Origin of the sequence: Pseudomonas sp. LG1D9 (assembly GCF_002949995.1) — a bacterium.
Taxonomy (GTDB): domain Bacteria; phylum Pseudomonadota; class Gammaproteobacteria; order Pseudomonadales; family Pseudomonadaceae; genus Aquipseudomonas; species Aquipseudomonas proteolytica.
In genome coordinates, this window is the sequence record NZ_CP026881.1 from 5,825,786 (window position 1) to 5,850,716 (window position 24,931).

Below are 24,931 nucleotides of genomic sequence, written 5' to 3' on the forward strand. Positions count from 1 at the left end.
GTGTCAGCATTCCCACTCGGAACGGCTGAACAGGTAGCCCTTGCCCCACACCGTCTTGATCTTGCGGGCCTCGCCGGCATGGTCGTCGAACTTGCGGCGCAATTTGGAAATGGCCACGTCCACCGAGCGGTCGGTGCCGTTGAACTCGATGCCACGCAGGCGCTGCAGGATCTGGTCGCGGCTGAGTACTTCGCCTGCATGCCGGGCCAGCACCACCAGCAGGTTGTATTCGCCGCTGGAAAGCTCCACCACCTGGTCGCGCCAGGTCACGGAGCGCTCCGACAGGTCGATGCACAGGTTGCCCATCAGGATCTGGTCATTGGCCGCCTGTGGCTCGCTGAGGCTGCTGCGGCGCAGCAAGGTGCGCACCCGGGCCAGCAACACCCGTGGCTCGCACGGTTTAGTCACGTAGTCATCGGCGCCCATTTCCAGGCCCAGCACCTGGTCATGGCTGTCATCGCGGGCGGTCAGCATCAGGATCGGCAGGCCCGCCGAGTCGGCGCGCAGCAGGCGGCAGACTTGCAGGCCATCAAGGCCAGGCAGCATCAGGTCGAGGATGACCAGGTCCGGTGGATTGAGCCTGGCCCGTTCGCGCACATGGTCGCCACGGCTGAGCACATTGACGTGATAGCCATTGCGTTCAAGGTAACTGGCAATCAGCTCGGACAGCGCGGCGTCGTCTTCGACCAGGAGGATGTTGGGCATGGTGTTTCCAATTAATACGGTTTTTTGTCGTACACAAATCCAATGTGGGAGCGGGCTTGCCCGCGATGGCGGTGCATCAGTCGCCGGATGTATCTACTGACACACCGCTATCGCGGGCAAGTCCCTCCCACATTAGATCGTCATTGATCAGAAGAGCTTGTTAGGATCCACAGCCGTGAAGGATATACGCACGTGCCCCGGCGTGCGCCGTACCTTACATTTCTTCACACACCGCCTACATAGCTTCACAGCACCGGGCCGGGGGCGCCCGTAGGATGCGCCAGTCAATATTGGGATAAGAGCATGTCAAAGAATCTGTTTGCGCCGTTTTGCCTGCTGGCACTGACGTTGGCCCTGGGGGCCTGTGGCAATTCTGCGGACGAAGCCCCGCAAATGCCCCTGGCCAAGGTACGGATTGAAACCCTTGAAGCCAAGCCCCTGTCCATCAGCAGTGAACTGAGCGGGCGGATTGCCGCGCCGCGCATTGCCGAGGTGCGCGCACGGGTCGCAGGCGTGGTCTTGCAGCGGGTGTTCAACGAAGGCCATGACGTGAAACAGGGTGACGTGCTGTTCCGTATCGACCCGGCGCCGTTCAAGGCTGACCTCGACAGCGCCCAGGCGAGCCTACGCAAGGCCGAGGCCAATGCCTTCCAGGCGCGCCTGCAAGAGCAGCGCTATAGCCAGTTGGTCGAAGGCAATGCCATCAGCGCCCAGGACTACGACAACGCCCGCGCCGCTGCCCGGCAGACTGCCGCCGATGTGGCGGCCAACCAGGCCGCGGTGCAGCGCGCCAAGCTCAACCTGGGCTATGCCACGGTGACGGCGCCAATCTCCGGGCGTATCGGCCGCGCGCTGGTGACCGAAGGCGCCCTGGTGGGCCAGAACGAAGCCACGCCCATGGCATTGATCCAGCAATTGGACCCGATCCACGCGGACCTCACCCAGTCCACCCGCGAGCTCAATGACCTGCGCCGGGCCTTTCGCGCCGGGCACTTGAAGCAGGTGGGCCAGGACCAGGCCAAGGCCACGCTGATCCAGGATGACGGCAGCCTGTACCCGCTGCCGGGCAAGTTGCTGTTCGCGGAGATTTCCGTGGACCCGGGTACCGGGCAGATCATCCTGCGCAGCGAGTTCCCCAACCCGGACCTCGACCTGTTGCCCGGCAGCTTTATCCGTGTGCGCCTGGAGCAAGCGGTCGACCAGCAAGGCCTGAGCGTGCCGCAGCGCGCAATCACCCGCGACAGCGCCGGTATCCCCATGGTGTTGCTGGTGGATGCCGAACAGAACGTCAGCCAGCAACCGGTGGAATTGGGCGCGGCGGTCAACGACCGCTGGGTGGTCAACAGCGGCCTGAAGGCCGGTGACCGCATCATCGTCGAAGGCCTGCAACACGCGCGCCCCGGTGAAAAAGTCGAAGTGGATGCCAGCCCCGAGCCTGTTGCCCAGGCAGCCGGCCAGTAATCAAAGGGATCAGAGACAATGCCGCAGTTCTTTATTGACCGCCCGATCTTCGCCTGGGTGGTCGCCCTGTTTATCCTGCTGGCGGGCGCCCTCGCCATCCCGCAGTTGCCGGTGGCGCAGTACCCCAACGTCGCACCACCGAAGGTGGAAATCTACGCGGTGTACCCGGGCGCTTCGGCCCAGACCCTGGACGAAAGCGTGGTCAGCCTGATCGAGCAGGAGCTCAACGGTGCCGACCACTTATTGTATTTCGAATCCCAGAGCAGCCTCGGCTCGGCCACTATCACCGCGACCTTCCAACCAGGCACCAACCCGGAAATGGCCCAGGTCGATGTGCAGAACCGCCTCAAGGCCGTGGAGCCGCGCCTGCCGCAAGCTGTGACCCAGCAAGGCCTGCAGGTGGAGAAAGTGTCCGCCGGTTTCCTGCTGCTGGTGACCCTGACCTCCAGCGACGGCAAGCTCGACGACGTAGCGCTCAGCGATTACCTGGCGCGCAACGTGATGAACGAGCTCAAGCGCCTGGACGGCGTGGGCAAGGCCCAGTTGTATGGCGCCGAACGGGCGATGCGGATCTGGATCGACCCGCAGAAACTCATCGGTTTCAACCTGACCCCGGCCGACGTGAATGCCGCGATCACCGCGCAGAACGCCCAGGTTTCGGCGGGCAGCATTGGTGATTTGCCGGGTACCAACACCCAGGAAATCACCGCTTCGATCCTGGTCAAGGGCCAACTCTCCACACCGGCCGAGTTTGCCGACATTGTGCTCAAGGCCAACCCGGACGGCTCCACCGTGCGCATTGGCGATGTGGCGCGCGTCGAAATCGGCAGCCAGGAATACCAGTTCTCCACGCGTTTGAACGGCAAGCCATCTACCGCCGTCAGCGTGCAGCTGTCGCCGGGCGCCAATGCCTTGAGCACGGCGACCCTGGTGCGGGCGAAGATGGATGAGCTGTCGCGCTATTTCCCGGCCAATGTGGAGTACAAGATTCCTTACGACACCTCGCCGTTCGTCAAGGTCTCGATCACCAAAGTGATCTACACCCTGCTCGAGGCGATGGCGCTGGTGTTTGCCGTGATGTTCTTGTTCCTGCAGAACATCCGCTACACCCTGATCCCGACGCTGGTGGTGCCGATTGCCCTGATGGGCACCTTCGCCACCATGCTGTTGCTGGGGTTCTCGATCAACGTGCTGACCATGTTTGGCATGGTGTTGGCCATCGGCATCCTGGTGGACGATGCAATCGTGGTGGTGGAGAACGTCGAGCGGATCATGGTGACCGAGGGCCTGTCGCCCAAGGAAGCCACGCGCAAGGCCATGGGCCAGATCACCGGGGCGATCATCGGGATTACCCTGGTGCTGGTGGCGGTATTCCTGCCGATGGCCTTCATGGCCGGCTCGGTGGGGGTGATCTACCAGCAGTTCTCGTTGTCGATGGCCACTTCTATCCTGTTCTCGGCGTTTCTCGCCCTGTCCTTGACCCCGGCCCTGTGCGCCACGTTGCTCAAGCCGATTGCCAAGGGCGAGCACCACACCAAGGGCGGGTTCTTCGGCTGGTTCAACCGCCGCTTCGAGCAACTGACCGACCGTTACGAAGGCTGGGTGGCCTATGCCCTCAAGCGCAGCGGCCGCTATTTGCTGATCTACCTGGTATTGCTGGTGGGCCTGGGCTATTTGTTCAGCCGCCTGCCCGCCTCGTTCCTGCCGGTGGAAGACCAGGGCTACACCATCACCGATATCCAGCTGCCACCGGGCGCGAGCAAGAACCGCACGGTGCAGGTGGCCGAGCAGATCGAGGCGCATAACGCCACCGAGCCAGGCGTCGGTGATACGACGATGATCATGGGCTTCAGCTTTTCCGGCTCGGGGCAGAACGCGGCGCTGGCGTTTACCACGCTCAAGGATTGGTCCGAGCGCAGCAGCGACGATTCGGCGGCCTCGATTGCCGACCGCGCCAACATGGCCTTCACCGAGCTCAAGGATGCGATGGCCTATGCCGTGCTGCCGCCGCCCGTGGACGGCCTGGGCACCTCCAGCGGCTTTGAGTTCCGTTTGCAGGACCGTGGCGGTGTGGGGCATGCGGCGTTGATGGCGGCGCGTACCGAGTTGCTGGCGGCGGCGGAAAAAAGTCCGATCCTGGCTAACGTGCGTGAAAGCGCCCTGGCAGAAGCACCGCAGGTGCAGCTTGAGGTGGACCGCAAACGCGCGAATGCCTTGGGCGTGTCGTTTGCCGATGTGGGCAATATCCTGTCCTCGGCCATTGGCTCGGCCTATATCAATGACTTCCCCAACCAGGGCCGCATGCAGCGGGTGGTGGTACAGGCCGAAGGTGACCAACGCAGCCAGGTCGAAGACCTGATGAAGATCCACGTGCGCAACGACGCCGGGAAGATGGTGCCGTTGTCGGCGTTTGTCGAAGCTCGTTGGGTCCAGGGCCCGGCGCAATTGACCCGTTACAACGGCTACCCGGCCATCGCCATTTCCGGTGAGGCCTCACCGGGCCGCAGCACCGGCGAGGCCATGGAGGAAATCCAGCGCCTGGTCAGCCAACTGCCGGCTGGCCTGGGCCAGGAATGGACCGGCTTGTCGCTGCAGGAACGGTTGTCGGGCTCGCAGGCGCCGCTGCTGCTGATGCTGTCGCTGCTGGTGGTGTTCCTGTGCCTGGCGGCGCTGTATGAAAGCTGGTCGATCCCCACCTCGGTGTTGTTGGTGGTGCCGTTGGGGGTATTGGGCGCGGTCATGGCGGTATCGCTGCGTGGCATGCCTAACGATGTGTTCTTCAAGGTCGGCTTGATCACGATTATCGGGCTGTCGGCGAAAAACGCGATTCTGATCATCGAGTTTGCCAAGGACCTGTACGACCAGGGTGAAGACCTGATCGAGGCAACGTTGAAGGCTGCACGCTTGCGTCTGCGGCCGATCATCATGACCTCGCTGGCGTTTATCCTCGGCGTGGTGCCGTTGGCCATTGCCACCGGTGCCAGTTCGGCGAGCCAGCAGGCGATCGGTACCGGGGTGATCGGCGGGATGATCACCGCGACATTGGCGGTCGTGTTTGTGCCGGTGTTCTTCGTGGTGGTGATGAAACTGGTGCGCAAACGCAAAGATTGATAGCGCCACCCTGTAGGAGCCGGCTTGCCGGCGAAAAACCAGAGAGCGCTCCGGGGCATCAGGATAACCGCGTTATCTTTGATGAATTTCGCCGGCAAGCCGGCTCCTACAGGAATAGGCTATGGTTGCTCACCAAACCTGCATTTGTGAGCACCATGCCCTTTCTCGCCCGAACCCACCCTCGCCTGTCCGCCGCCGCCGTCCTGGGCCTGGCAATCGGCATCCTCGCGCCCTTCGATTCGATCCTCACCAAAATCCTGATCGGCTGGAACGCCGGGGTCTGGACCTACCTGATACTGATGCTGCGCCTGACCATCAAGGCCAAGGCCGAAGACGTCAAGCGTATCGCTGAAATCGAGGACGAGAACGCCGGCCTGGTGCTGTTCATGGTGTGTATTGCCGCGATTGCCAGCCTGGCGACGATCGCCTTTGGCCTGGCCGGCAGTAAAGACCTGGGCACTGCCGAACGCCTGCTGCACTACGGCTTTACAGGGGTGACGGTGATTGGCTCGTGGTTGCTGATCGGGGTAATTTTCAGCGTGCATTACGCCCGCCTCTATTACACCTGGGAGGGCAAGGAGCCAGCGCTGCGTTTTGCCGAGGGACCGCTGACACCCAACTACTGGGACTTCCTGTACTTTTCTTTCACCATCGGCGTCGCCGTCCAGACCTCGGACGTGGGCGTCGCCACCCGCGCCATGCGCAAGGTGGTACTGGGGCAATCATTGATCGGGTTCCTGTTCAACACGGCGATCCTGGGCTTCTCGATCAATATTGCCGCCGGATTGTTCGGCTGACCCCCAACAACGCCCACAAAAAAAGGAAGCCGAAGCTTCCTTTTTTTGTGGGTGGGGGTCTTAGAAGTCGTAACGAATACCGAAGTTGACACCCCAAGGCTGATCGATCTTCTTGCCTGTGCTGGTTTCAAAGTCCGCGTGCACCTTGACGTTCTGCGAAACCGACATGGCAACACCGGCGGCCAATTCAACCCGTGAACCCGACAGGTCATTGTTGAAGCTTTGATCGTTGATAAACACCTTGTTGCTCTGATCAAACTCATGGGCCACCGCAGTACGCAGGTAAGGCTGCAACACACCGCCACTTTCCAGCTGGATGTTCTTGCCCGCAGTCACACCCACTTTGCCGACCACGCTGCTGGAGCGATCACCTTTGGCCTTCAGGCCATTGGACAGCTCATAGCTCTGCGCCTGGGTGATCGTGGCCGACAACTGGCCATACGGTTCAACGAAGAAATCGTTATCCAGCTTGATGTGGCGACCGAACTCGGCCGACGCGCCCACGGCGTTTTGCGTGTAGTTGCCCTTGGCTTTTTTACCATCACTCATGGTCACGTCGTTCTCAGTGTGCAAGCGGTTAAGCTTGGCCACACCATCGAAGTACAGACCACTTTCAGCGTCCAGCCAGGTGGCATAACCACCCACGTAGTAGCTCTTGACCTCGCCACTGCTGCCTCGGGTCAGGCTCAGGTCCGAGGTACTGTGGCCGCCCATCACGCCGGCAATCCACTGACCATCACCACCGGGCAACGGCGCGTCGGCACCGATGGTAAAGCCCTTCTGGACCTGCTTGTAGCCCGCGCCGTTCTTGTTGCTCGCCACGTCGAATTTATTGCCGTAGCTGCGCATCCACAGGCCGTTGCCAGCGCCTTCGCTGAAGCGTAATTCGCCCATGCGCGTACGCAGGATGCTCATCTCGCCGTACAACACAGTCGGCGCGCTGTTGAACAGGGCGAGTACCGAGTGGGCGCTGGTGCTGGTGCCGCGACGGGTCGGGTCGAGCAACCAGTCGGTGCCCTCCTGCTTCAAGCCATAGGCATAGGCGCCGACGTCCACGGTGTCACCCACCAGGGAAAAGTGCGCATCGCCGCCTTCGGTGTGCACAACCTTGATCGGCTCGCCACGGGCCATCTCCGAGCCGGTAGCGGCCAGCATCAGGCTGTGCTGCCCCTCAGCCTTGCCCTCGACGTTGAGGAAGTCGGTCTGGTGGGTGGCAAAGTCGGTGTGCATGATGAACGTGCCCTCGCCTTCCAGGCTCTTGACGTTCAATTGGTAGAACTCATCTTCCCCGCCGAAGTGCACGGCGCCGCCGCCCATCTTCAAGGCGTCGACCTGGCTGTCGCCCACCAGGACCCAGTGGGAGGCATCGTTCACGCTCAACTCGGCGACATTTTTCAACTGGCCGGTCAGCCAGGAGCCGTTGTTGAGCTGCACCTTGGCGCTGCTGCCATCCTCGACAACCACGTCGCCCACCAGGGCGCTGCGGTCAACGTTCATGTTGGCGGTGGAGCCACCGGTGACTTCCAGGATGTTGCCGTTGCCGCCAGTCAGGGACGAACCGTTCAGCACCTGAATATCAGCGTTGGTACCCGCTCTTGTCAGGATGGCAGCACCGTTCGTACCTACCACGCTGGAACCGTCCAGCAGCAACGCACTGTCCATGATTCCGGACGATCCGTCGACGGCCATTTGCACGCCGTTGGCGCCACCTACAATTCGGCTATCGGTCGCAAACGCTGTCCCGCTCATCAGCGACAGGCCCATGCCATTGTCGTTCGTCGCCTCGATATGGGAACCGCTGAAGTCCAGCACACTGTAGGCACTGGCGCTGGCCCCACGATTAGTGCCGGTAATCGTGCTGTTGATGACCTTGACGCTGGAACCATCAGTGCCGCCCAGTGAGCGGCCGGCAATCAAGCCGGTTCCATTGTTGTGGATGAGATTGCTGTTGCTGACCAGTACATTACTGCCTGTGGCGCGAATAGCGGCATCTGCCGTGCTGCGAGCAATGACATCCGAACCGTCTACACGGATCTGGGAATCAAAAGCGACGATGTCCTTGGTCAAGCTGCCTGGCGTGACCACCAGGGTTGCGGATTGGGCACGGATTTCCAGGGTTTCGGTACCTTGGACGGTCAGGCCAGAACCCGTGCGCAGTTCAAAGCGATCCGGCGCCGGACCTGGGCGCACATACTCGTCGGGCCCCGTGACGACACGGGCTTCGGCTGCATGGCCGAGAAGCATAAGAAAAGTGACAGTGTTGGCCTTCAATGCGAGGCTCAACGGTGATGGTTTGAAATTGAATACGGATGGCATTTAGCGGACCTCTGGGTTGGCGTTCCAATTCGCAAGAAACTGGCCGGTTCCAAACTGTGTGGGACCCTGCCAAGCGAGCGGTGCTAACGGTATCCAGAGTACTTACCGCTTTATGTAGGATTATCCTTAAGTGTGCTTGCGGTCGTGGCTCAAGGCCTTTAATCGTCGCCAGCTGATTCCAGGCGTCCGCTGATCATCCACATCAAAATGCCAAAGGGGAGCAATGCTCCCCTTTGGCAACAGCTCAAAAGATCAAGACGCCGGCGAGGCCGTTCCATCGCAAAAAAACGAAGTTGCACCGCCGACCTGATGCCCACGCACTCGCGGTGTAGCGTCAGAGGAGTTAACCGTGCCCGAGGGCAGAACAATGCTGTAGTGAATACTGGCTGAACCGGCAAGCCGGTCCGCCGTGGTCGGCTGAATCGGTTTGAAGAGAGTGAAGTAGTCCTCCAACTCGATCTCGAATCCAAGGTTGACCATCGACTGCGTCAGGGGCACCGAAGCTTTGCTGCCTGCGACGGCAGGAACTTCAATGGTGCCCGCATCATCCCGGTAACCCCGCCAATGCACGGTAACGATCATATTCAGCGAGAAATGCTCCGAGGGCGGAACAAACACTACGATGTTACCGGGGGGCGGCCCGACGGGCCTGAAGCTGCTGCAGTTGATAGTCTCCCTGCCGCCGCCGACGACAACGTTTCGAACGATCGGAGGCGCCAGGAATATGATGTTGGCGGTAACCTCCACCTGTGTGATGGGGGCCTGTTGTCGATTCGAACTGCCTGCGGCACCGATGGTGTAATACACCCGCTTGGTACCGTTGTTATGGTTAGAAATGGCGCTCCAGGGAATCTGCAACTGGACGACCTGGTTGGCGATACCGTTTGCGACAAACAGCGAATCCACCAGTTCGCCTTCGTAGTAGAGGTAGATGGTAAATGCGCTGGCATCCGGAGTCGGCGGTTCGTCCCAGAGTGTGACATAGGCATTGGCTGGCCGGTTTGCGTGTTCGGGTAGCAACTCATTGGGCGAACCCTCGACGCCCGTTGCATCCTCACCCCTGACCACTACCGGGTTCAGATCTGGGTTGACCGGATCCGGCTCATTCGGGTTTGCTGGCCCAACTACAAAAAGGTCAAGGTCAGTTGTTGCGGTCAGCGTCGAAGGGTAGCTGACCGAACGACGCATTACCGCGTAGGACGCCGTCATCGACAATAACCCTTCAGTGGCGCCATAAAGCAGAGCCAGCGTAGGGAATGCAACATGTACCTGCAGCGGGAAGGTGTTACTGCCCAACGGCACGTCGGGCAGGGTCACCGTACCCAGGGATGTGGTCAGGGTCACACTGATCATGTCCCCTTCGTCGCCGCGCAGAAAATTACTATAGGCAGGTATGCGGATGATGGCGCCGTTGAGCTGTGCGACATCACTGCGATCAATCAGCAGGTCACCGGGAACCGCCAGATCAATGGTTGGAGCGATGAAATTACTGGGCGCAGGAAACAACCCCACGTCAAATACAAATTGGGATGACAACCTCGCAAAGTTGCCTGCCGCGTCGTGCAACTCATAGCGCAAACTACGTAGCCCGTCCGCGCTACCCTGGACGACCGACAAGGGCAAGGGGAAGCTCAAATCGGCAGGCAGAACCCATTTCGGATCAGTACTGGCTGCCGTAGGCAGATAAGGCGTATCCGAATTGTTGTAATACAATAATACATAGTCTCCAGGTGCGCGCCCGTTCGCCACATAGTCAGGAACGCGAAACATAGCCGCTTGATTGGGTAAACCCTGGAAGTAAGCCAATGATGCAGGGGTCGGCAGGCCTGCTGGAGGTAAGGGAGCGGGAATCGGCCCCACGTGGCTGTAATAGGGAGGCGCCAGGTCCACGATCAGCAATTGCGGATCTGACTGGGTGGAATTTCCGACATTGTCGACGAACAGTTCATACCGGATAAGGTGCGCGCCAGGTGGACGCCGAGCCAATGCAATGTTGACCGGCACCCCGCCCGCTGCAGGTGAAGATACGGTAAATGTCGTAAAGGGTTCGGACGGCTGAGGGTCATCCAATGGCCACATCCAGACTCTGACGGTGTCTGGAAAATTTGGATCGGTGCTGAAATCATCCCAACGAGGAATTAAAAACTCCATTGTCTCTTTAAGTGCGGTGTTGCGATCAATCAACCCGGGAAACCCCGGAACCTGACCTTCATAGGTCCCCGCGGGCAAGCTAAGAAGTGTGTTATTTGTCGCGCAACGAGTTTGGAATCTTTGGATGGTTTCTAACGTTTTCCTGTCCATTTTCTTCTCCAACGCTGATTGGGTATTACAGCTTTTTCAGGGTGTACAGCAGCACCCAATGCAAGTTGCAAACGGGCTAGCCTCTTGGGCACTGGAGTAACTGCGCACTTTAAAAACAACTACAATAGTGCGATCAAGCCAACATCAAACCTTAGTTGCTCTTGTTTCCGATAATGGTTGCCACGCCGTCGTTTTAACACACAATGACATCGCCTAACTTACAATACTGACCTGAGCCAGCGGACAGCAGATCAACACGAATCCTTCTAGGCAGCGACTCACCTATAAGGGCCCCGCCACGCCTCACCTGATACCAGGCCCGAGCCGAGCCGTAATTACGCATCGGCACGACTTTTTCCTCATAGGGCGCGACCCGGAAGTGCAATCCATTCATCAAATCTGCGTCAGTACTGAATGTTTTGCTATCGTCATACCTTGATTCTTCAATAACCGGCGGTTCCCAATTGTTAACCAGGAACCCTTCCCAAAAAAAAGTCACCACATCATTAAGTTCAAAGCGATCATCCGGCGCCAATGACCACTCTACTCCCAGGAATATTTCGGGCTTTGAACAACAACCCAAGTAGCCAGCGGGCCCCACTAACGTATGGTTTAGAAGTGGAGCCGGAAAAGAAATCAATGCACCCGTATTTACGTTTACCAGCGCATTGTCCGATTGCTGATCATTCACGCCATTACTGGTGGTGTAATACACCGGCAATGCTGGGTGAATAAAACCCGCCATCACCGCCCAGGGAATAACCGTGGAAAACACCAGTTGCCCTGCTACATCTCCCAACTGCACGGTGTAACTGGCAACCGGCCCGGTGCCATTCCAATAAAACCGCAGAATTTCTCCAGGCAGCGGGTTTTCATAAAGCAAGACGCGGGCACGGGCTCCGGCGGGATTGTCATTATGGTTGACGACGTTCTGGGTGTTGGAAACAAGCCCCCAGACTTGCGGCACGGGCAAATCCGGATTGAACAGTGCCGGTGCATTCGCGTGGTCCTGTCCAGCGACCGTGAGGTTCACATTCACCAGAATATTGAACGAAGGAAATGGCGGCAGACCACCTCGAATAATCTCATAGCGTACCGGTACCGCTTCGGGCACCAACGGATCGGTCAGCGGGCCACGCATAACATCCCATGGAACCTCCACATCGGTGGGAAAACCGTTGACCGGATGCCTGACAGTAGGACGGCCTTTCCAATACACAATGACTTCATCCCCCGCAGCCCAGTCGGTGTAGGAACCTATGCGGACAAATACGCTGGCCCTGGCGTCTTCGCGATTGATCAGTAAATCGTCATAACGCGGAGGCACGATTTGCGCAAGGGGCAACTGCCCCGGCATTGCAGTCAGCGCCAGCTGAAATGGCAGGCCGGCACTGCGGTCGCTGAAGTTGCCCGCTTTGTCAAAAACCCTGAAAAAGACGTAAGCGTCACCATTGCTAAGCGTGCGAAAAGCGGCTGCATCCAGGGTGGCAATCAACGGATCAGCGCTGGACACCAGTTCATAAACACCATCTTCACCCGCAACCGGTGGGTTGGCTAAATTGGACAGGTAGAAATGAATCGTGTCCCCGTCATTGCGGCCGCTATAGGGCGGAACGTGAAGCGCCACCTGTGGATGACTGGCCAAGTACGCCTCATCAACTGCGGGTGCAGGAGTCACAACAAACGTCAGTTGGTCGGCGGGGTTTAATAATTGCGGCGCATCCATGTCGACCGTCAGTGTTCTTTTAGGGTTGAGTTCGCTGCGCCCACCAAACGAATCGGTGACTGAATAATACAGTTCGACGGGCCCGGACTGTGCCCGGAGCACCAGCAAAGGAATGAACAGGGTGTGCATGGCAGGTACCGGTGGCGGCGGCGACTGAACAATGATCGAGTCGCTGTAAACCACAGTGCCTGCGCGCTCCCAATAAATCATGAGGATATGGGGGGTATCCAGCGGCTCAGGGGGCGGTGTCCACATGGGAACTTGCACTTGAAGCGGTGAGAGCATCAATGCTGCGGGGATCAGCCCATTTGGGTCCAGAGGGTCCACACCAGGAATGGTCATCGGAAAAAGATTCAACACACCTTGCTCTGGTTGAGTGACGACAGCTTGAGTGGTTGGCTTGGAGGTGCCGGACATGACGATTACCTCAACGATGAAACAAGAAGGTGCCAGTGACTTAAGGATCGACTGCTGGAGAAATTAAACGCCTGATTTGCATTGTCCGTAACTGTCAAAACTAACAGGTGCCGCATTCCATTCGTCGGATTCAAGTGTTTTCAAAGCCATGTGCCTTCAGAAAATTCCTTGACGAGGCGTCAAACATGGCGTCCACTGAAACCGGTTTCAAATTGATTCATGAACCGTTATCCAAAATAAGAAAGGCCCGCTACCGTGACTTCATTCTCTGCTGCCCAGCGCAGCCGCGTGACCATGCTTGATGTAGCCAACCGTGCCGGTGTGTCCAAGGCCAGCGTGTCGCGTTTTATCGGCGATGACCGTGCCCTGCTCTCCGACACGATCGCCCTGCGTATCGAGCAGGCCATCGAGGAGTTGGGCTACCGCCCCAACCAGATGGCCCGCGGCCTCAAGCGTGGGCGCACGCGCCTGATCGGCATGCTGGTGGCCGATATCCGCAACCCCTATTCCATTGCCGTGATGCATGGTGTGGAAACCGCCTGCCGGCAACACGGCTACAGCCTGGTGGTGTGCAACACCGACCGCGATGACGAGCAGGAGCGCCAGCATCTGGAAGCCCTGCGGGCGTACAACATCGAAGGTTTGATCGTGAACACCCTGGGCCATCACCTTGAGCAACTGCTGGAGTTGCAGCGGGAAATGCCGCTGGTGCTGGTCGATCGCAAGGTCGAGGCCTTGCACAGCGATCTGGTGGGCCTGGACAACCCGCTGGCCGTGCGCATGGCCCTGGAGCACCTGGAACAACAGGGCTACCGGGATATCCTGCTGGTCAGCGAAGCCGCTGATGGCACCAGTTCGCGGGTTGAGCGCATGGAAAGCTTCCATGCCCAGATCAGTCGCCGCAACAGCCTGCATGCCGCCGTGCTGGAAATTGGCGATGATTTGACCAGCCGTTTGCAGGCATTCCTTGGCGCCTGCGACACCGGCCCCAAAGCCCTGTTTTGTGCCAACGGCGTCGCCGCACTTGCCTGCACCAAAGCCCTGCGCCAATTGGGTTGCCGGTTGTTCGAGGACGTCGGGCTGATTGCCCTGGATGACCTGGACTGGTACCCGTTGGTAGGCAGCGGCATCACTGCCCTGGCCCAGCCCACCGAAGCGATTGGCGCCAGCGCGTTCGACTGTTTGCTCAAGCGTTTGCGCGGCGATACCTCGCCGCCCCGTGCCCTGGATTTTGCTCCGCAACTCATTCTTCGAGGCTCCACCCAACCCCTGTAGGAGTTGCTTGCCGATGAGGTGCCCGGCCTAAGGGCCTTATCGCCGGCAAGCCGGCTCCTGAAGGGTGTTTTTTTATTTACAAATGAAACCGGTTTCAGAGATTAATAACAATGCACAGATATCCCGTTTCCATCAGCCTCTCCAGCTACGGCGCCGACCTGGTTCGCCAGCGCGGCCAATTGAGTTTCGTCGAGGTGCTGGCCGCTGCCGGCGCCACGCGCATTGAATGGCGCGAAGAACTGCTCACCAGCGAACACCCCGGCGAGCTGGCCCAAGCCGCCGCTGAACAGGGCCTGGAGTGCGTGTTTTCCTCGCCCCTGGAGCTGTGGGTGGCCGGCCGCGCGCAAGCCAATGCACAGTTGTCCGCCACCCTCGACCGGGCCCAGGCCTTCGGTGCGCGCTGGTTGAAGGTTTCGCTCGGCTACTTCACCGACACCAACGACCTGCACAGCCTCAGCGCCCTGCTCCACCGCCACCCGGTGCGCTTGCTGGTAGAGAACGACCAGACCCTGCACGGTGGGCGCATCGAGCCGATGCAACGCTTCTTCGATCAAGCCGAACGCTTGAGCGTCCCGGTGAAAATGACTTTCGATATCGGCAACTGGCACTGGCAGGACCAGTCCCCCCAGACCGCCGCGCGCCTGTTGGGGCGGTATGTCGATTACCTGCACTGCAAGGCGGTGGCACGTCGCGCCGACGGCAAGCTGGTGGCCTTGCCGCCGGGCGCCCCCGACCTGCATCTGTGGGAACAATTGCTGGGGCTGATGCCTCAAGGAATCAGCCGGGCAGTGGAATTCCCACTGCAAGGCGACGACCTGCTGGAGGTCACTGCCCAGCAAGTGGCCACCCTCAGCGTCCTTGGCCAACCGCGTGTGGAGAATGCCCATGTCTGAGATCGATATCCTGTCGTTTGGCGAGACCATGGCGATGTTCGTCGCCGAGCAAACCGGCGACCTGGCCCAGGTCGGCCAGTTTCACAAACGGATCGCCGGCGCCGACAGCAATGTCGCAATTGGCCTGTCGCGCTTGGGTTTCAATGTGGCCTGGTTGAGTCGGGTCGGTGATGACTCATTGGGGCGTTTCGTGGTGCAGACCCTCGAGCGCGAGGGCCTGGACTGCCGACATGTGACGGTCGACCCCGCGCACCCCACCGGTTTTCAGCTCAAGTCTCGGGAAGAGACCGGCGCCGATCCGCAGGTCGAGTACTTTCGCCGTGGTTCGGCGGCCAGCCACCTGTCCAGTGCCGTGATCACGCCTGCGCTGCTGCAAGCGCGGCACCTGCACGCCACCGGCATTGTGCCGGCGTTGTCGGACACCGCCGCCGAGCTGTCGCGCCAGTTGATGAGCCAGATGCGCGCCGCAGGCCGCAGTGTGTCCTTCGACCCCAACCTGCGCCCCTCGCTATGGCCCAGCGAGCAAAAAATGATCCGCGAAATCAACGCTCTGGCCCGCCTGGCCCATTGGGTGCTGCCGGGGTTGAGCGAAGGTCGCCTGCTGACCGGTTTCGAAGACCCTGCGGACATCGCCGCCTTCTACCTCGACCAGGGTGCCGAGGCCGTGGCGATCAAGCTCGGCGCCCACGGCGCCTACTACCGTAGCCATCTGGACCAGGGGTTTATCGCCGCCGTGCCGGTGACCAAAGTCGTGGATACCGTGGGGGCCGGTGATGGCTTTGCCGTGGGCATGATCAGCGCGCTCCTTGAAAACCTCAGCTTTGCCCAGGCAGTGCAGCGCGCCAACTGGATCGGCAGCCGCGCGGTTCAGAGCCGTGGCGATATGGAAGGCCTGCCCCTGCGCGCCGACCTGCCCGCCCTGCAAAAAGCCGGCTGACCCGAATACACCGTTACCTGTTGCCACAACTACAACAAGCTCAGGAGCAACCCCATGAATAACCTGAAACTCGCCACCCGCCGTTGGTGGTACATCATGCCCATCGTCTTCATTACCTACAGCCTGGCGTACCTGGACCGCGCCAACTACGGCTTTGCCGCCGCCTCCGGCATGGCCGAAGACTTGATGATCACCCCGGGCATGTCTTCACTGCTCGGTGCACTGTTTTTCCTTGGCTACTTTTTCTTCCAGGTGCCGGGCGCGATCTACGCCCAGCGGCGCAGCGTGAAGAAGCTGATCTTCGTCAGCCTGATCCTCTGGGGCGGCCTGGCCACGCTGACCGGCGTGGTGTCCAACGCTTATATGCTGATCGCCATCCGCTTTTTGCTCGGGGTGGTCGAGGCCGCGGTGATGCCGGCGATGCTGGTGTACCTGTGCCACTGGTTCACCCGTGCCGAACGCTCGCGCGCCAATACCTTCCTGATCCTTGGCAACCCGGTGACCATGTTGTGGATGTCGGTCGTATCGGGTTACCTGGTTCAGCATTACAGCTGGCGCTGGATGTTTATCGTCGAAGGCTTGCCGGCGGTGTTCTGGGCCTTTATCTGGTGGCGCCTGGCCGATGAGCGCCCAGCGGATGCCAAATGGCTGAGTGCCGGCGAGAAACACGACCTGGAAACCGCACTGGCCGCCGAGCAGGTGGGTCTCAAGGCGGTGAAAAACTATGCCGAAGCCTTCCGCTCGCCCAAGGTCATCATCCTGGCGTTGCAGTTCTTTTGCTGGAGCATCGGCGTCTACGGCTTTGTGCTGTGGCTGCCTTCGATCCTCAAGGCGGGCCTGCAGATGGATATGGTCGAAGCCGGCTGGTTATCGGCGCTGCCTTACCTCGCGGCGGTGATTGCCATGCTGCTGGTGTCCTGGGGCTCCGACAAGCTGCAAAAACGTAAACGCTTTGTGTGGCCGCCGCTGCTGATCGCCTCCATCGCGTTCTACGGTTCCTACCTGCTGGGGGCCGAACACTTCTGGTGGTCGTACACCCTGCTGGTGATCGCCGGCGCGTGCATGTATGCGCCCTATGGGCCGTTTTTTGCCATCGTCCCGGAAATCCTCCCGGCCAACGTCGCCGGTGGGGCCATGGCCTTGATCAACAGCATGGGCGCGCTGGGCTCGTTTGGCGGCTCGTACCTGGTGGGCTACCTCAATAGCAGCACCGGCTCGCCGGGCGCGTCGTACCTGCTGATGAGCGGTGCGTTGCTACTGTCGGTGGTGCTGACGATTTTCCTCAAGACCGGTGCACGTGAACCCTCCCCGACAGCACCGTTGCATTCCCTGGATTTGAAGGTAAGAACCTGATGAAAAAGCATGTCGTGTTGTACAAGAAACTCTCCGCGCCGCTGATGGCCCGCCTGCACGAAGCGGCCCAGGTCACGCTGATTGAAAACCTCGACCCCACCGGCCTGGCACAATTGCGTGATGCCTTGCCCAGCGCCCACGGCTTACTGGGCGCCAGCCTGCGCCTGGATGCGAACCTGCTGGACCTGGCACCGCAGCTGGAGGCGGTGGCCAGTGTTTCGGTGGGCGTTGATAACTACGACATCGACTACCTGACCCAGCGCGGCATCCTGCTCAGCAACACCCCTGATGTGCTCACCGAAACCACCGCCGACACCGGTTTTGCGCTGATCCTCGCCACCGCCCGACGCGTGGTGGAGTTGGCGAATATGGTGCGCGCCGGTAACTGGAACCAGAACATCGGCCCCCTGCACTTTGGCAGCGATGTGCACGGCAAGACCCTGGGCATCATTGGCATGGGGCGTATTGGCGAAGCGCTGGCACAGCGTGGGCACTTTGGCTTTGGCATGCCGGTGATCTACCACAGCCACTCGCCCAAGCCTGCGGTAGATCAGCGGTTTGACGCGCAATACCGCAGCTTGCCCGATCTGCTGCAGCAAGCCGATTTTGTTTGCCTGACATTACCGTTGACTGCCGAGACTCAGGGATTGATTGGCGCCAAGGAGTTCGCGCTTATGGGGCCGGAGACGATTTTCATCAATATCTCCCGGGGCAAAGTGGTGGACGAAGCGGCACTGGTCGAAGCCCTGCAACAGCGTACGATTCGCGCTGCGGGTCTGGATGTGTTCGAGCGTGAGCCGTTGAATCACGACTCGCCGTTGCTGCGTTTGAGCAACGTGGTGGCGACCCCCCATATCGGCTCTGCAACCCACGAAACCCGCGAAGCGATGGCCAAATGTGCGGTGGACAACCTGCTGGCAGCACTGGCCGGCGAACGCCCGAAAAACCTGGTGAACACCAGCGCCTGGAAGCGCTGAGCCTGGCCTGATTGGTCAGAAGACTTGCCTGTGGTGAGAGGACTTGTCTGTGGCGAGCGGGCTTGCCCCGCGCTGGGCGGCGAAGCCGCCCCAATAGCCTCACCCTGTTCTGCCAGGTACACCAAGGTGGCTGGTTTTGGGGCTGCTGCCGCAGCCCAACGGGGGCGATACGGCGTTCCGGCAAGCCCCCTCGCCACAAGGGGTGAAGCAGCCCCAACAGCCTCACCATGTTCTGCCAGCTACACCGAGGTGGCTGGTTTTGGCGCTACCGCCGCCCCCCTTTCCACACCAATAGTTAGATCACGAAGCGTGCCACCATGGCATTCAAGTCCACTGCCAGGCGCGACAGTTCGTGGCTGGCGGCGCTGGTCTGGTTGGCACCGGCCGCCGATTGGGTGGCCAGGTCGCGGATGTTCACCAGGTTGCGGTCCACTTCCCGTGATACCTGGGCCTGCTCTTCAGAGGCGCTGGCGATCACCAGGTTGCGCTCGTTGATCAGGCTGATGGACTGGGTGATCTGCTCCAGCGCCACACCCGCCGCGCGGGCCATTTCCAAAGTGCTTTGGGTACGCTGGTTGCTCTGCTGCATGGACTGCACCGCTTCACCCGTACCGTTCTGGATCCCGGCCACCATCTTCTCGATCTCTTGAGTCGACTGCTGGGTGCGATGGGCCAGGGCGCGCACTTCATCGGCCACTACGGCAAACCCACGCCCGGCTTCACCGGCGCGTGCGGCTTCGATGGCCGCGTTGAGGGCCAGCAGGTTGGTTTGCTCGGCAATCGCGCGAATCACGTCCAGTACCTTGCCAATATCACGGCCCTGGGTCGCCAGGCCTTCGATCAACACCGAGGTGTTCTGCACGTCCTGGGTCATGGTCTGGATCGCGCCCACGGTTTCCACCACACGGTCGCGCCCTTCCCGCGCGGCCTGGTTCGACTGGGTCGAGGCCTCGGAGGTCGACACCGCGTTGCGCGCCACTTCCTCTACGGCGGCGGTCATTTCATTGACCGCCGTGGCGGCCTGGTCGATTTCATTGTTCTGCTGCTGCAAGCCCTTGGAGGCTTCCTCGGTAACTGCGCTCAGCTCTTCGGCGGCCGAGGCCAATTGCGTAGCTGAGCCGGCGATGTGCTGGATGGTCTGGCGCAGGTTGTTCTGCATGGTCGCCAGGGCACCGATCAGGCGGGCCGGCTCGTCCTGGCCGTCGTCCTCGATGGCTTTGCTCAGGTCGCCACTGGAGATGGTCTCGGCGGCCGCCACGGCCTTGCGCAGGGGCGTAACGATGCTGCGAGTCAGCAGCCAGGCAAGCAATACAGTCATCAGCGCCGCGACCACCGACACCACGATGATCCCGCTGATCGCATCGCTATAGCTGCGCCCGGCGTCTTCGCCAGCCTGTTTGGCATCGGCGGCATTGATCGCAATCAACTGGTTCAGTTGCTCACCCATCCGATCGGTGCCGTCCTTGATCCGGCTGTTGATCAGGGCGCGCATCTCCTCGACTTTGTTCTGCTGGGACAGCGCAAGCATTTCGGCCTGGGCTTTGAGGTAGCTGTCGAGCGTGGCCGCAAAGGTCTTGTACAGCGCGGCTTCTTCGGCGCCGGCCGGCATCGCGGCATAACCTGCCTGGGCTTGGCGGGCCTTGTCGACCAGCACCCCGATGCGCGTTTGGGCATCTTGCAGGGCTGCCGGCTCACGATTGACCAAGACACGGAAGGATAGAATGCGCAGGCGCAACACGTTCTCGGTCATATTGGCCAGGTAGCCGACACTCGGCAGTTGGTTGGCGCCCATGTCCAGCGCAGCCTGGCGAATCAGCGTCATGCGGTTGACGGCAAACACCCCTAGAACAATCACAAGCAACGCAATAAACGCAAAACCGAGAAACGCCCGAGGTGCGATATTCAAATTACGGAGGGACATAGGAAAGCTCTCAAGAAGGGATGGCTGCGAGCGTCCTTGCCGCGACACGGTCACTGTGCGTCAACGCACACAGGTGACTGTTCGGCGCCACTGTTGTAAGGGTTATGTGGGCCTATAAGGGATATCGGCAGGCTTGAGGCTTTTTGCACGGATCCGAGAAATATATTTTCACACTTTTGACAGCGGGCGCTTTCTGGCATCCTGCGCGTCCATTTTCTGACCCGAGCACGTATTTTGTCTGACGCTCAAGCCCCCCGCCCCCGCTATAAATCGGACCTGATCTATGGTCTGGAAGACCGTCCGCACTTCACCGCGGCAATTTTTGCCGCCCTGCAGCACGTGCTCGCCAGCTTTGTTGGGATCATTACCCCGACCCTGATCGTCGGCGGCGTGCTGGGCCTGGAAAGCGAAGTGCCCTACCTTGTCAGCATGGCCCTGTTCGTCTCGGGCCTGGGCACGTTTGTCCAGGCGCGGCGCTTTGGTCCGGTGGGCTCGGGTTTGTTGTGCCTGCAAGGCACCAGCTTTTCGTTTATCAGCGTGATTCTCAGTGCCGGGTTCATGGTCAAGGCCCGGGGCGGCGGCACCGATGAGATCCTGTCGACGATCTTTGGCATCTGCTTCTTTGCAGCGTTTATCGAAGTGGTGCTCAGCCAGTTCATCGGGAAATTGCGCAAACTGATCACCCCGGTGGTTACCGGCACCATCATCACCTTGATGGGCCTGTCGTTGATCAAGGTCGCCGTCACTGACATGGCCGGCGGCTACGGCGCCGCCGACCTGGGTGCCGCCAGCAATATGGGGTTGGCCGCCCTGGTGTTGGTGACCATCGTGGTGCTCAACCGCTTCAATAACCCGTTCCTGCGTCTGGGCTCGATTGTCATCGGCCTGACCCTGGGGTTTGTCGTGGCCTGGTGGCTGGGCCGGGTCGACCTGGCGGCATTGCCCCAGGTGCCGTTGGTCAGCGTGCCGGTGCCATTCAAGTACGGTTTTTCGTTTGATTGGGTGGCGTTTATCCCGGTAGCCGTGATCTTCCTGATTTCCCCGCTGGAGGCGGCCGGCGATCTGACAGCCAACTCGATGATTTCCCAGCAACCGGTCAAAGGCCCGCTGTACATCAAGCGCATCAAGTCTGGCCTGCTGGCTGATGGCCTGAACTCGGTAATGGCCGCCACCTTCAATAGCCTGCCCATGGTGACCTTCGCCCAGAACAACGGCGTGATCCAGTTGACCGGCGTGGCCAGCCGCTATGTGGCGTATTTCATTGCCGGCCTGCTGGTGCTGCTCGGTCTGTTCCCGATGATTGGCGCGGTCTTGCAATTGATGCCCAAGCCGGTGCTGGGTGGCGCGACCCTGATCATGTTCGGTACCGTGGCCGTGGCCGGGATCAAGATCCTCGCCGAGGCCGGGCTGCATCGACGCAATGTGCTGATCGTGGCCATTTCCCTGGGGATGGGCCTGGGTGTGGCGGCGGTGCCAGAAGTGCTGCGCGAGTTGCCCAAGGCCTTGCACAACATCTTCGAGTCGCCGATTACCGTCGGTGCATTCTGTGCGATCCTGCTGAACATCTTCCTGCCTGAAGAGTTCATAGAGTTGCAGGAAGATGAATTTGATCCGGAAGCCTCGACCCTCAAAGTGATGCAGGACCCGGCCCCGACGAAATAGGAACCCTTATGCGCAGATTGATCGGCCTGACCCTATCCCTGGTATTGCTCAGCCTGAGCGCCTGCGCCCTGTTCCCCGACCGTGACGCGCTGCATATCAATGTGGTGGGCATCGAACCGTTGCAAAGCCAGGACCTGGAAGTGCGGTTTGCGGTCAAGCTGCGGGTGCAGAACCCCAACGAAACAGCGATCGACTACAACGGCGTAGCCTTGGACCTGGAGGTCAATGGACGGCCACTGGCGGCCGGGGTCAGCGATCAGCAGGGGTCGATCCCGCGCTTTTCCGAGACGGTGCTGACAGTCCCGGTCAGCGTTTCGGCATTTTCCGTGCTGCGCCAGACCCTTGGCCTGAGCCAGACCCAGAGTTTGAACAACCTGCCCTATGTCCTGCGCGGCAAGCTGGCCGGTGGTTTGTTTGGCACCGTGCGTTTTGTTGATCGCGGGACGCTGGACCTGCCCACCACAGTGACGTGGTAAACAACATGGACACCTTGCCCACCCTGCACACCGAACGCCTGATCCTGCAACCGCTGACCCTGGACGACGCCGAGGGTATACAGCAACAGTTTCCCCACTGGGAGGTGGTGCGTTACCTCAATGCCTTGGTGCCCTGGCCCTACCCGGCCGATGGCGCCCGCAGCTTCCTGGAGCAAATAGCCTTGCCGGCCATGGTCGAGGGGCGCGAGTGGCACTGGTCGATCCGCCTGCGCGAAGAGCCCGGGGAGTTGATCGGCAATGTGAGCCTGATGGATGAGCTGGATAACAACCGGGGCTTCTGGCTGGCCCCGCACTGGCAAGGTCAGGGGCTAATGAGCGAAGCCAGTGCGGCGGTGACCGAGTATTGGTTCAAGGTGCTCGAACGCCCACTGCTGCGGGTGCCCAAGGCCGCGCCGAACCTGGGGTCGCGCAGGATTTCGGAAAAAACCCGGATGCGCTTGATCCGCACGGAAGAAGGACGCTTCGTGGCGGGGGTATTTCCCAAGGAAATTTGGGAAATCACCCGCGAAGAATGGATGAAACAACCCCGGTAGGAGCGGGCTTGCCCGCGACAGCGGTATACCAGCCAGCACATGTAGTGACTAAACTACCGCAATCGCCGGCCCCTACTTGGCCGCCATCAGTCGGTTGACTTCACTGCGCACCATGTTGGCAAACTCCGGTGGCGACATGCCGTCCAATTCCGAGCGGACCCATTCAGCCCATTTGCCCTTGCGTTTGGAGCGCTCGCCAAACAGTCGGGCGCCCTCGCCTTTGGCCTTGCCCAGGTTGCTTTGCCACAAGTCGTACAGGCGCGACTTTTCATCTTCAAGCGCAGCGCGCTCGGCAAGGGGCTTGTTAGCCAGATTGAAGCTCATGTGGAATTACCTGCTGCACAAATAGGTGACATCTTACACTGTAGGTCGAAAGGTCCGAATTCGGATTTTATCCCGTGCTGAGAGTCAGCGAAAAAAACTGCAACTTTTAGCCCACTGCAAGACTCCATTGTTCACTGCCCACTTACCCCGCAAGGAGCTACTCAATGGCCCGTAAAACCGCCGCCCAAGCAGTCGAAGAGCAAATCAAGGACCAGGCGTTCAGCGAACTCCAGGCCCTGATCGAAGAATCGGACAAACTGCTCAAAAGCAGTGCGTCGCTGGTGGGAGAAGAAGGTGAAACCCTGCGCGAGCAGGTCGCGATCAAGCTCAAGCAGGCCCTGGACTCGGTGTCCAACGTGCGTGAGCGCAGCAAGCCGGTGGTCGATGCTACCGAAACCTACATCGGTGGCCACCCGTGGCAGACGGTGGCAATCTCGGCCGGTTTCGGCCTGGTCGTCGGCCTGTTGCTGGGCCGTCGCCACTGATAACGGTCATCACTGGCGCGGCGTCGTCCGCGCCGGTGTTCAGGCCTGGGCCAACGCCCGCAAGCGCTCCAACTCTTCACCGTCGATGATAATCCCCTCCTCCTCAGACCTGGCCCGCGCCCGATGACGTCGGTCGCCCGGCAAACGTCGTAACCCTGCTGCATGCATCTGGCGCACCAGTTCCTGGCTGCGTTCGGCAAAGCTCTGTCCAGCGTTTTTGCTCGGATCGATGACGATCAGCAACTGGCCGGTCCAGGGCGTCTTGGCGCCGGGGTGGTTGGACCAGTCGAACTCAAAGGAGAAATTGCCTCCCGTCAACGCGGCCGCCAGCAGTTCAACCATCATCGACAAGGCCGAGCCCTTGTGCCCGCCGAACGGCAGCAACGCGCCCCCTTCAAGGATGGCCCGAGGGTCCTGCGTCGGCTGGCCCAGGCTGTCGACACCGGTGCCAGGTGGCACGCGCTCGCCCTTGCGCGCGGCGATCTGCACGTCGCCATGGGCAATGGCGCTGGTGGCCAGGTCAAACACAATCGGCGGCCCATCGGCGCGGGGCGCGGCGAACGCGATGGGATTGGTGCCGAACAAGGGGCGATCTGCGCCGTGAGGCACCACACACGTCATGCTGTTGACCACGCTGAGGGCCACCAGCCCTTCTTCGGCGAAAGGCTCGACATCGGGCCAGAGCGCCGCAAAGTGATGGGAGTTGCGAATGGCCAATACCGCGATCCCGGCGCTGCGGGCCTTTTGCACTAACAGCGGGCGCGCTGCTGCCAGGGCCGGCTGCGCAAAACCATTGTCGGCATCGACCCGGACAAAGCCTGACGCGACATCTTCAACCTGCGGCACGGCCATGCCATTGACCCAGCCGCTGTTCAGCGTCGAGACGTAGCCAGGTATACGAAAGACCCCATGGCTGTGCGCGCCGTCCCGTTCGGCACGGGCGCAGTTATCGGCCAGGACAGCGGCCACATCGGGCGAGGTGCCATGACGAATGAAGATGCGTGTAAGCAGGGCCACCAGTTCGCTGAAGGCCATGGATGTGTTCACTGCAGTAACGGGCGTGGCTGACATCTGAAGCTCCGGAATTGTTATTGGAGGGGGCTACAGCCTGCTGGACTCAACGCCCTGATTAAACAACGCCCGGCAACCCGCCTGTCAACACCTGTGCGGGCTCGCAGCCTATTTATTTAGCGCCGCTGCGCCCATCGGTACTCGTAGGCTTTGCCCTTCCTCAAGCCAG

General features: G+C 60.4%; 19 protein-coding genes. 12 read left to right on the forward strand and 7 right to left on the reverse strand.

Features of this window, described 5'->3' with window-relative positions:
- Nucleotides 1–3 precede the first annotated feature (3 nt).
- A complete protein-coding gene (locus tag C5F71_RS26745) occupies nucleotides 4–705 on the reverse strand; it encodes a response regulator transcription factor (RefSeq protein WP_029291530.1) in 702 nt (233 codons plus the stop codon).
- Between the two features lie 303 nt (nucleotides 706–1,008).
- Here C5F71_RS26745 and C5F71_RS26750 point away from each other — a divergent pair, with 303 nt between their 5' ends.
- From C5F71_RS26750 to C5F71_RS26760, 3 genes are all read left to right on the forward strand, one after another.
- Complete coding sequence (locus C5F71_RS26750; RefSeq protein WP_029291529.1) at nucleotides 1,009–2,166, forward strand: efflux RND transporter periplasmic adaptor subunit; 1,158 nt, start codon at nucleotides 1,009–1,011, stop codon at nucleotides 2,164–2,166.
- A gap of 18 nt (nucleotides 2,167–2,184) precedes the next feature.
- Nucleotides 2,185–5,277 carry an efflux RND transporter permease subunit gene (locus C5F71_RS26755; protein WP_104912429.1) on the forward strand — a complete coding sequence of 1,031 codons (3,093 nt, stop codon included), beginning with the start codon at nucleotides 2,185–2,187 and terminating at the stop codon, nucleotides 5,275–5,277.
- A gap of 155 nt (nucleotides 5,278–5,432) precedes the next feature.
- Nucleotides 5,433–6,074, forward strand: a complete 642-nt coding sequence (locus C5F71_RS26760; protein ID WP_070995286.1) for a DUF1345 domain-containing protein — start codon at nucleotides 5,433–5,435, stop codon at nucleotides 6,072–6,074.
- A 60-nt stretch (nucleotides 6,075–6,134) separates the two neighbouring features.
- Here the strand turns inward: C5F71_RS26760 and C5F71_RS26765 are convergent, their stop codons facing one another.
- From C5F71_RS26765 to C5F71_RS26775, 3 genes are all read right to left on the reverse strand, one after another.
- A complete protein-coding gene (locus C5F71_RS26765; protein WP_070995279.1) occupies nucleotides 6,135–8,390 on the reverse strand; it encodes an autotransporter outer membrane beta-barrel domain-containing protein in 2,256 nt (751 codons plus the stop codon).
- Nucleotides 8,391–8,642: 252 nt separating this feature from the next.
- On the reverse strand, nucleotides 8,643–10,691 hold the full coding sequence (locus tag C5F71_RS26770) for a hypothetical protein (protein ID WP_256588026.1): 2,049 nt from the start codon (nucleotides 10,689–10,691) through the stop codon (nucleotides 8,643–8,645).
- A gap of 193 nt (nucleotides 10,692–10,884) precedes the next feature.
- A complete protein-coding gene (locus tag C5F71_RS26775) occupies nucleotides 10,885–12,834 on the reverse strand; it encodes a hypothetical protein (RefSeq protein ID WP_177410418.1) in 1,950 nt (649 codons plus the stop codon).
- A 255-nt stretch (nucleotides 12,835–13,089) separates the two neighbouring features.
- On the opposite strand from C5F71_RS26775, the gene C5F71_RS26780 reads away from it, so the two are divergent.
- From C5F71_RS26780 to C5F71_RS26800, 5 genes are all read left to right on the forward strand, one after another.
- Nucleotides 13,090–14,109, forward strand: coding sequence for a LacI family DNA-binding transcriptional regulator (locus tag C5F71_RS26780; protein WP_104912430.1), 1,020 nt, complete (start codon nucleotides 13,090–13,092; stop codon nucleotides 14,107–14,109).
- A 110-nt stretch (nucleotides 14,110–14,219) separates the two neighbouring features.
- Nucleotides 14,220–15,002 carry a sugar phosphate isomerase/epimerase gene (locus C5F71_RS26785; RefSeq protein ID WP_029291516.1) on the forward strand — a complete coding sequence of 261 codons (783 nt, stop codon included), beginning with the start codon at nucleotides 14,220–14,222 and terminating at the stop codon, nucleotides 15,000–15,002.
- A complete protein-coding gene (locus tag C5F71_RS26790) occupies nucleotides 14,995–15,939 on the forward strand; it encodes a sugar kinase (protein ID WP_029291514.1) in 945 nt (314 codons plus the stop codon). The genes C5F71_RS26785 and C5F71_RS26790 overlap by 8 nt, the downstream gene beginning before the upstream one ends.
- A 54-nt stretch (nucleotides 15,940–15,993) precedes the next feature.
- On the forward strand, nucleotides 15,994–17,292 hold the full coding sequence (locus tag C5F71_RS26795) for an MFS transporter (protein WP_070995274.1): 1,299 nt from the start codon (nucleotides 15,994–15,996) through the stop codon (nucleotides 17,290–17,292).
- A complete protein-coding gene (locus C5F71_RS26800) occupies nucleotides 17,292–18,269 on the forward strand; it encodes a D-glycerate dehydrogenase (protein ID WP_104912431.1) in 978 nt (325 codons plus the stop codon). The genes C5F71_RS26795 and C5F71_RS26800 overlap by 1 nt, the downstream gene beginning before the upstream one ends.
- Before the next feature lie 295 nt (nucleotides 18,270–18,564).
- Here C5F71_RS26800 and C5F71_RS26805 read toward each other — a convergent pair whose 3' ends face one another.
- Nucleotides 18,565–20,190: a methyl-accepting chemotaxis protein gene (locus C5F71_RS26805; RefSeq protein ID WP_104912432.1), complete on the reverse strand. Its 1,626-nt coding sequence runs from the start codon at nucleotides 20,188–20,190 to the stop codon at nucleotides 18,565–18,567.
- 234 nt (nucleotides 20,191–20,424) lie between these two features.
- Between C5F71_RS26805 and C5F71_RS26810 the strand changes: the two genes are divergently transcribed.
- From C5F71_RS26810 to C5F71_RS26820, 3 genes are read left to right on the forward strand one after another with little or no spacing between them, the layout of a single operon-like run.
- Nucleotides 20,425–21,852 (forward strand): nucleobase:cation symporter-2 family protein, encoded by a 1,428-nt coding sequence (locus C5F71_RS26810; RefSeq protein ID WP_029291503.1) that lies wholly within the window; start codon nucleotides 20,425–20,427, stop codon nucleotides 21,850–21,852.
- A gap of 8 nt (nucleotides 21,853–21,860) precedes the next feature.
- Nucleotides 21,861–22,328 (forward strand): LEA type 2 family protein, encoded by a 468-nt coding sequence (locus C5F71_RS26815; protein ID WP_029291501.1) that lies wholly within the window; start codon nucleotides 21,861–21,863, stop codon nucleotides 22,326–22,328.
- Nucleotides 22,329–22,333: 5 nt separating this feature from the next.
- Complete coding sequence (locus C5F71_RS26820) at nucleotides 22,334–22,882, forward strand: GNAT family N-acetyltransferase (protein ID WP_104912433.1); 549 nt, start codon at nucleotides 22,334–22,336, stop codon at nucleotides 22,880–22,882.
- Nucleotides 22,883–22,954: 72 nt separating this feature from the next.
- Here the strand turns inward: C5F71_RS26820 and C5F71_RS26825 are convergent, their stop codons facing one another.
- On the reverse strand, nucleotides 22,955–23,206 hold the full coding sequence (locus tag C5F71_RS26825) for a hypothetical protein (RefSeq protein WP_029291496.1): 252 nt from the start codon (nucleotides 23,204–23,206) through the stop codon (nucleotides 22,955–22,957).
- A gap of 164 nt (nucleotides 23,207–23,370) precedes the next feature.
- Here C5F71_RS26825 and C5F71_RS26830 point away from each other — a divergent pair, with 164 nt between their 5' ends.
- Nucleotides 23,371–23,691: a YqjD family protein gene (locus tag C5F71_RS26830; protein WP_070995271.1), complete on the forward strand. Its 321-nt coding sequence runs from the start codon at nucleotides 23,371–23,373 to the stop codon at nucleotides 23,689–23,691.
- Nucleotides 23,692–23,730: 39 nt separating this feature from the next.
- Here C5F71_RS26830 and C5F71_RS26835 read toward each other — a convergent pair whose 3' ends face one another.
- A complete protein-coding gene (locus tag C5F71_RS26835; RefSeq protein WP_104912434.1) occupies nucleotides 23,731–24,762 on the reverse strand; it encodes an Ldh family oxidoreductase in 1,032 nt (343 codons plus the stop codon).
- Between the last annotated feature and the right edge of the window lie 169 nt (nucleotides 24,763–24,931).

What these genes read in the sequence shown, in the direction of transcription:
- C5F71_RS26800 (WP_104912431.1), top strand. Translation starts at nt 17,292, where the DNA reads ATGAAAAAGCATGTCGTGTTGTACAAGAAACTCTCCGCGCCGCTGATG.
- C5F71_RS26825 (WP_029291496.1), bottom strand. Translation starts at nt 23,206, where the DNA reads ATGAGCTTCAATCTGGCTAACAAGCCCCTTGCCGAGCGCGCTGCGCTT.
- C5F71_RS26820 (WP_104912433.1), top strand. Translation starts at nt 22,334, where the DNA reads ATGGACACCTTGCCCACCCTGCACACCGAACGCCTGATCCTGCAACCG.
- C5F71_RS26835 (WP_104912434.1), bottom strand. Translation starts at nt 24,762, where the DNA reads ATGTCAGCCACGCCCGTTACTGCAGTGAACACATCCATGGCCTTCAGC.
- C5F71_RS26815 (WP_029291501.1), top strand. Translation starts at nt 21,861, where the DNA reads ATGCGCAGATTGATCGGCCTGACCCTATCCCTGGTATTGCTCAGCCTG.
- C5F71_RS26755 (WP_104912429.1), top strand. Translation starts at nt 2,185, where the DNA reads ATGCCGCAGTTCTTTATTGACCGCCCGATCTTCGCCTGGGTGGTCGCC.
- C5F71_RS26745 (WP_029291530.1), bottom strand. Translation starts at nt 705, where the DNA reads ATGCCCAACATCCTCCTGGTCGAAGACGACGCCGCGCTGTCCGAGCTG.
- C5F71_RS26830 (WP_070995271.1), top strand. Translation starts at nt 23,371, where the DNA reads ATGGCCCGTAAAACCGCCGCCCAAGCAGTCGAAGAGCAAATCAAGGAC.
- C5F71_RS26750 (WP_029291529.1), top strand. Translation starts at nt 1,009, where the DNA reads ATGTCAAAGAATCTGTTTGCGCCGTTTTGCCTGCTGGCACTGACGTTG.
- C5F71_RS26775 (WP_177410418.1), bottom strand. Translation starts at nt 12,834, where the DNA reads ATGTCCGGCACCTCCAAGCCAACCACTCAAGCTGTCGTCACTCAACCA.
- C5F71_RS26785 (WP_029291516.1), top strand. Translation starts at nt 14,220, where the DNA reads ATGCACAGATATCCCGTTTCCATCAGCCTCTCCAGCTACGGCGCCGAC.
- C5F71_RS26795 (WP_070995274.1), top strand. Translation starts at nt 15,994, where the DNA reads ATGAATAACCTGAAACTCGCCACCCGCCGTTGGTGGTACATCATGCCC.
- C5F71_RS26760 (WP_070995286.1), top strand. Translation starts at nt 5,433, where the DNA reads ATGCCCTTTCTCGCCCGAACCCACCCTCGCCTGTCCGCCGCCGCCGTC.
- C5F71_RS26765 (WP_070995279.1), bottom strand. Translation starts at nt 8,390, where the DNA reads ATGCCATCCGTATTCAATTTCAAACCATCACCGTTGAGCCTCGCATTG.
- C5F71_RS26790 (WP_029291514.1), top strand. Translation starts at nt 14,995, where the DNA reads ATGTCTGAGATCGATATCCTGTCGTTTGGCGAGACCATGGCGATGTTC.
- C5F71_RS26805 (WP_104912432.1), bottom strand. Translation starts at nt 20,190, where the DNA reads ATGTCCCTCCGTAATTTGAATATCGCACCTCGGGCGTTTCTCGGTTTT.
- C5F71_RS26770 (WP_256588026.1), bottom strand. Translation starts at nt 10,691, where the DNA reads ATGGACAGGAAAACGTTAGAAACCATCCAAAGATTCCAAACTCGTTGC.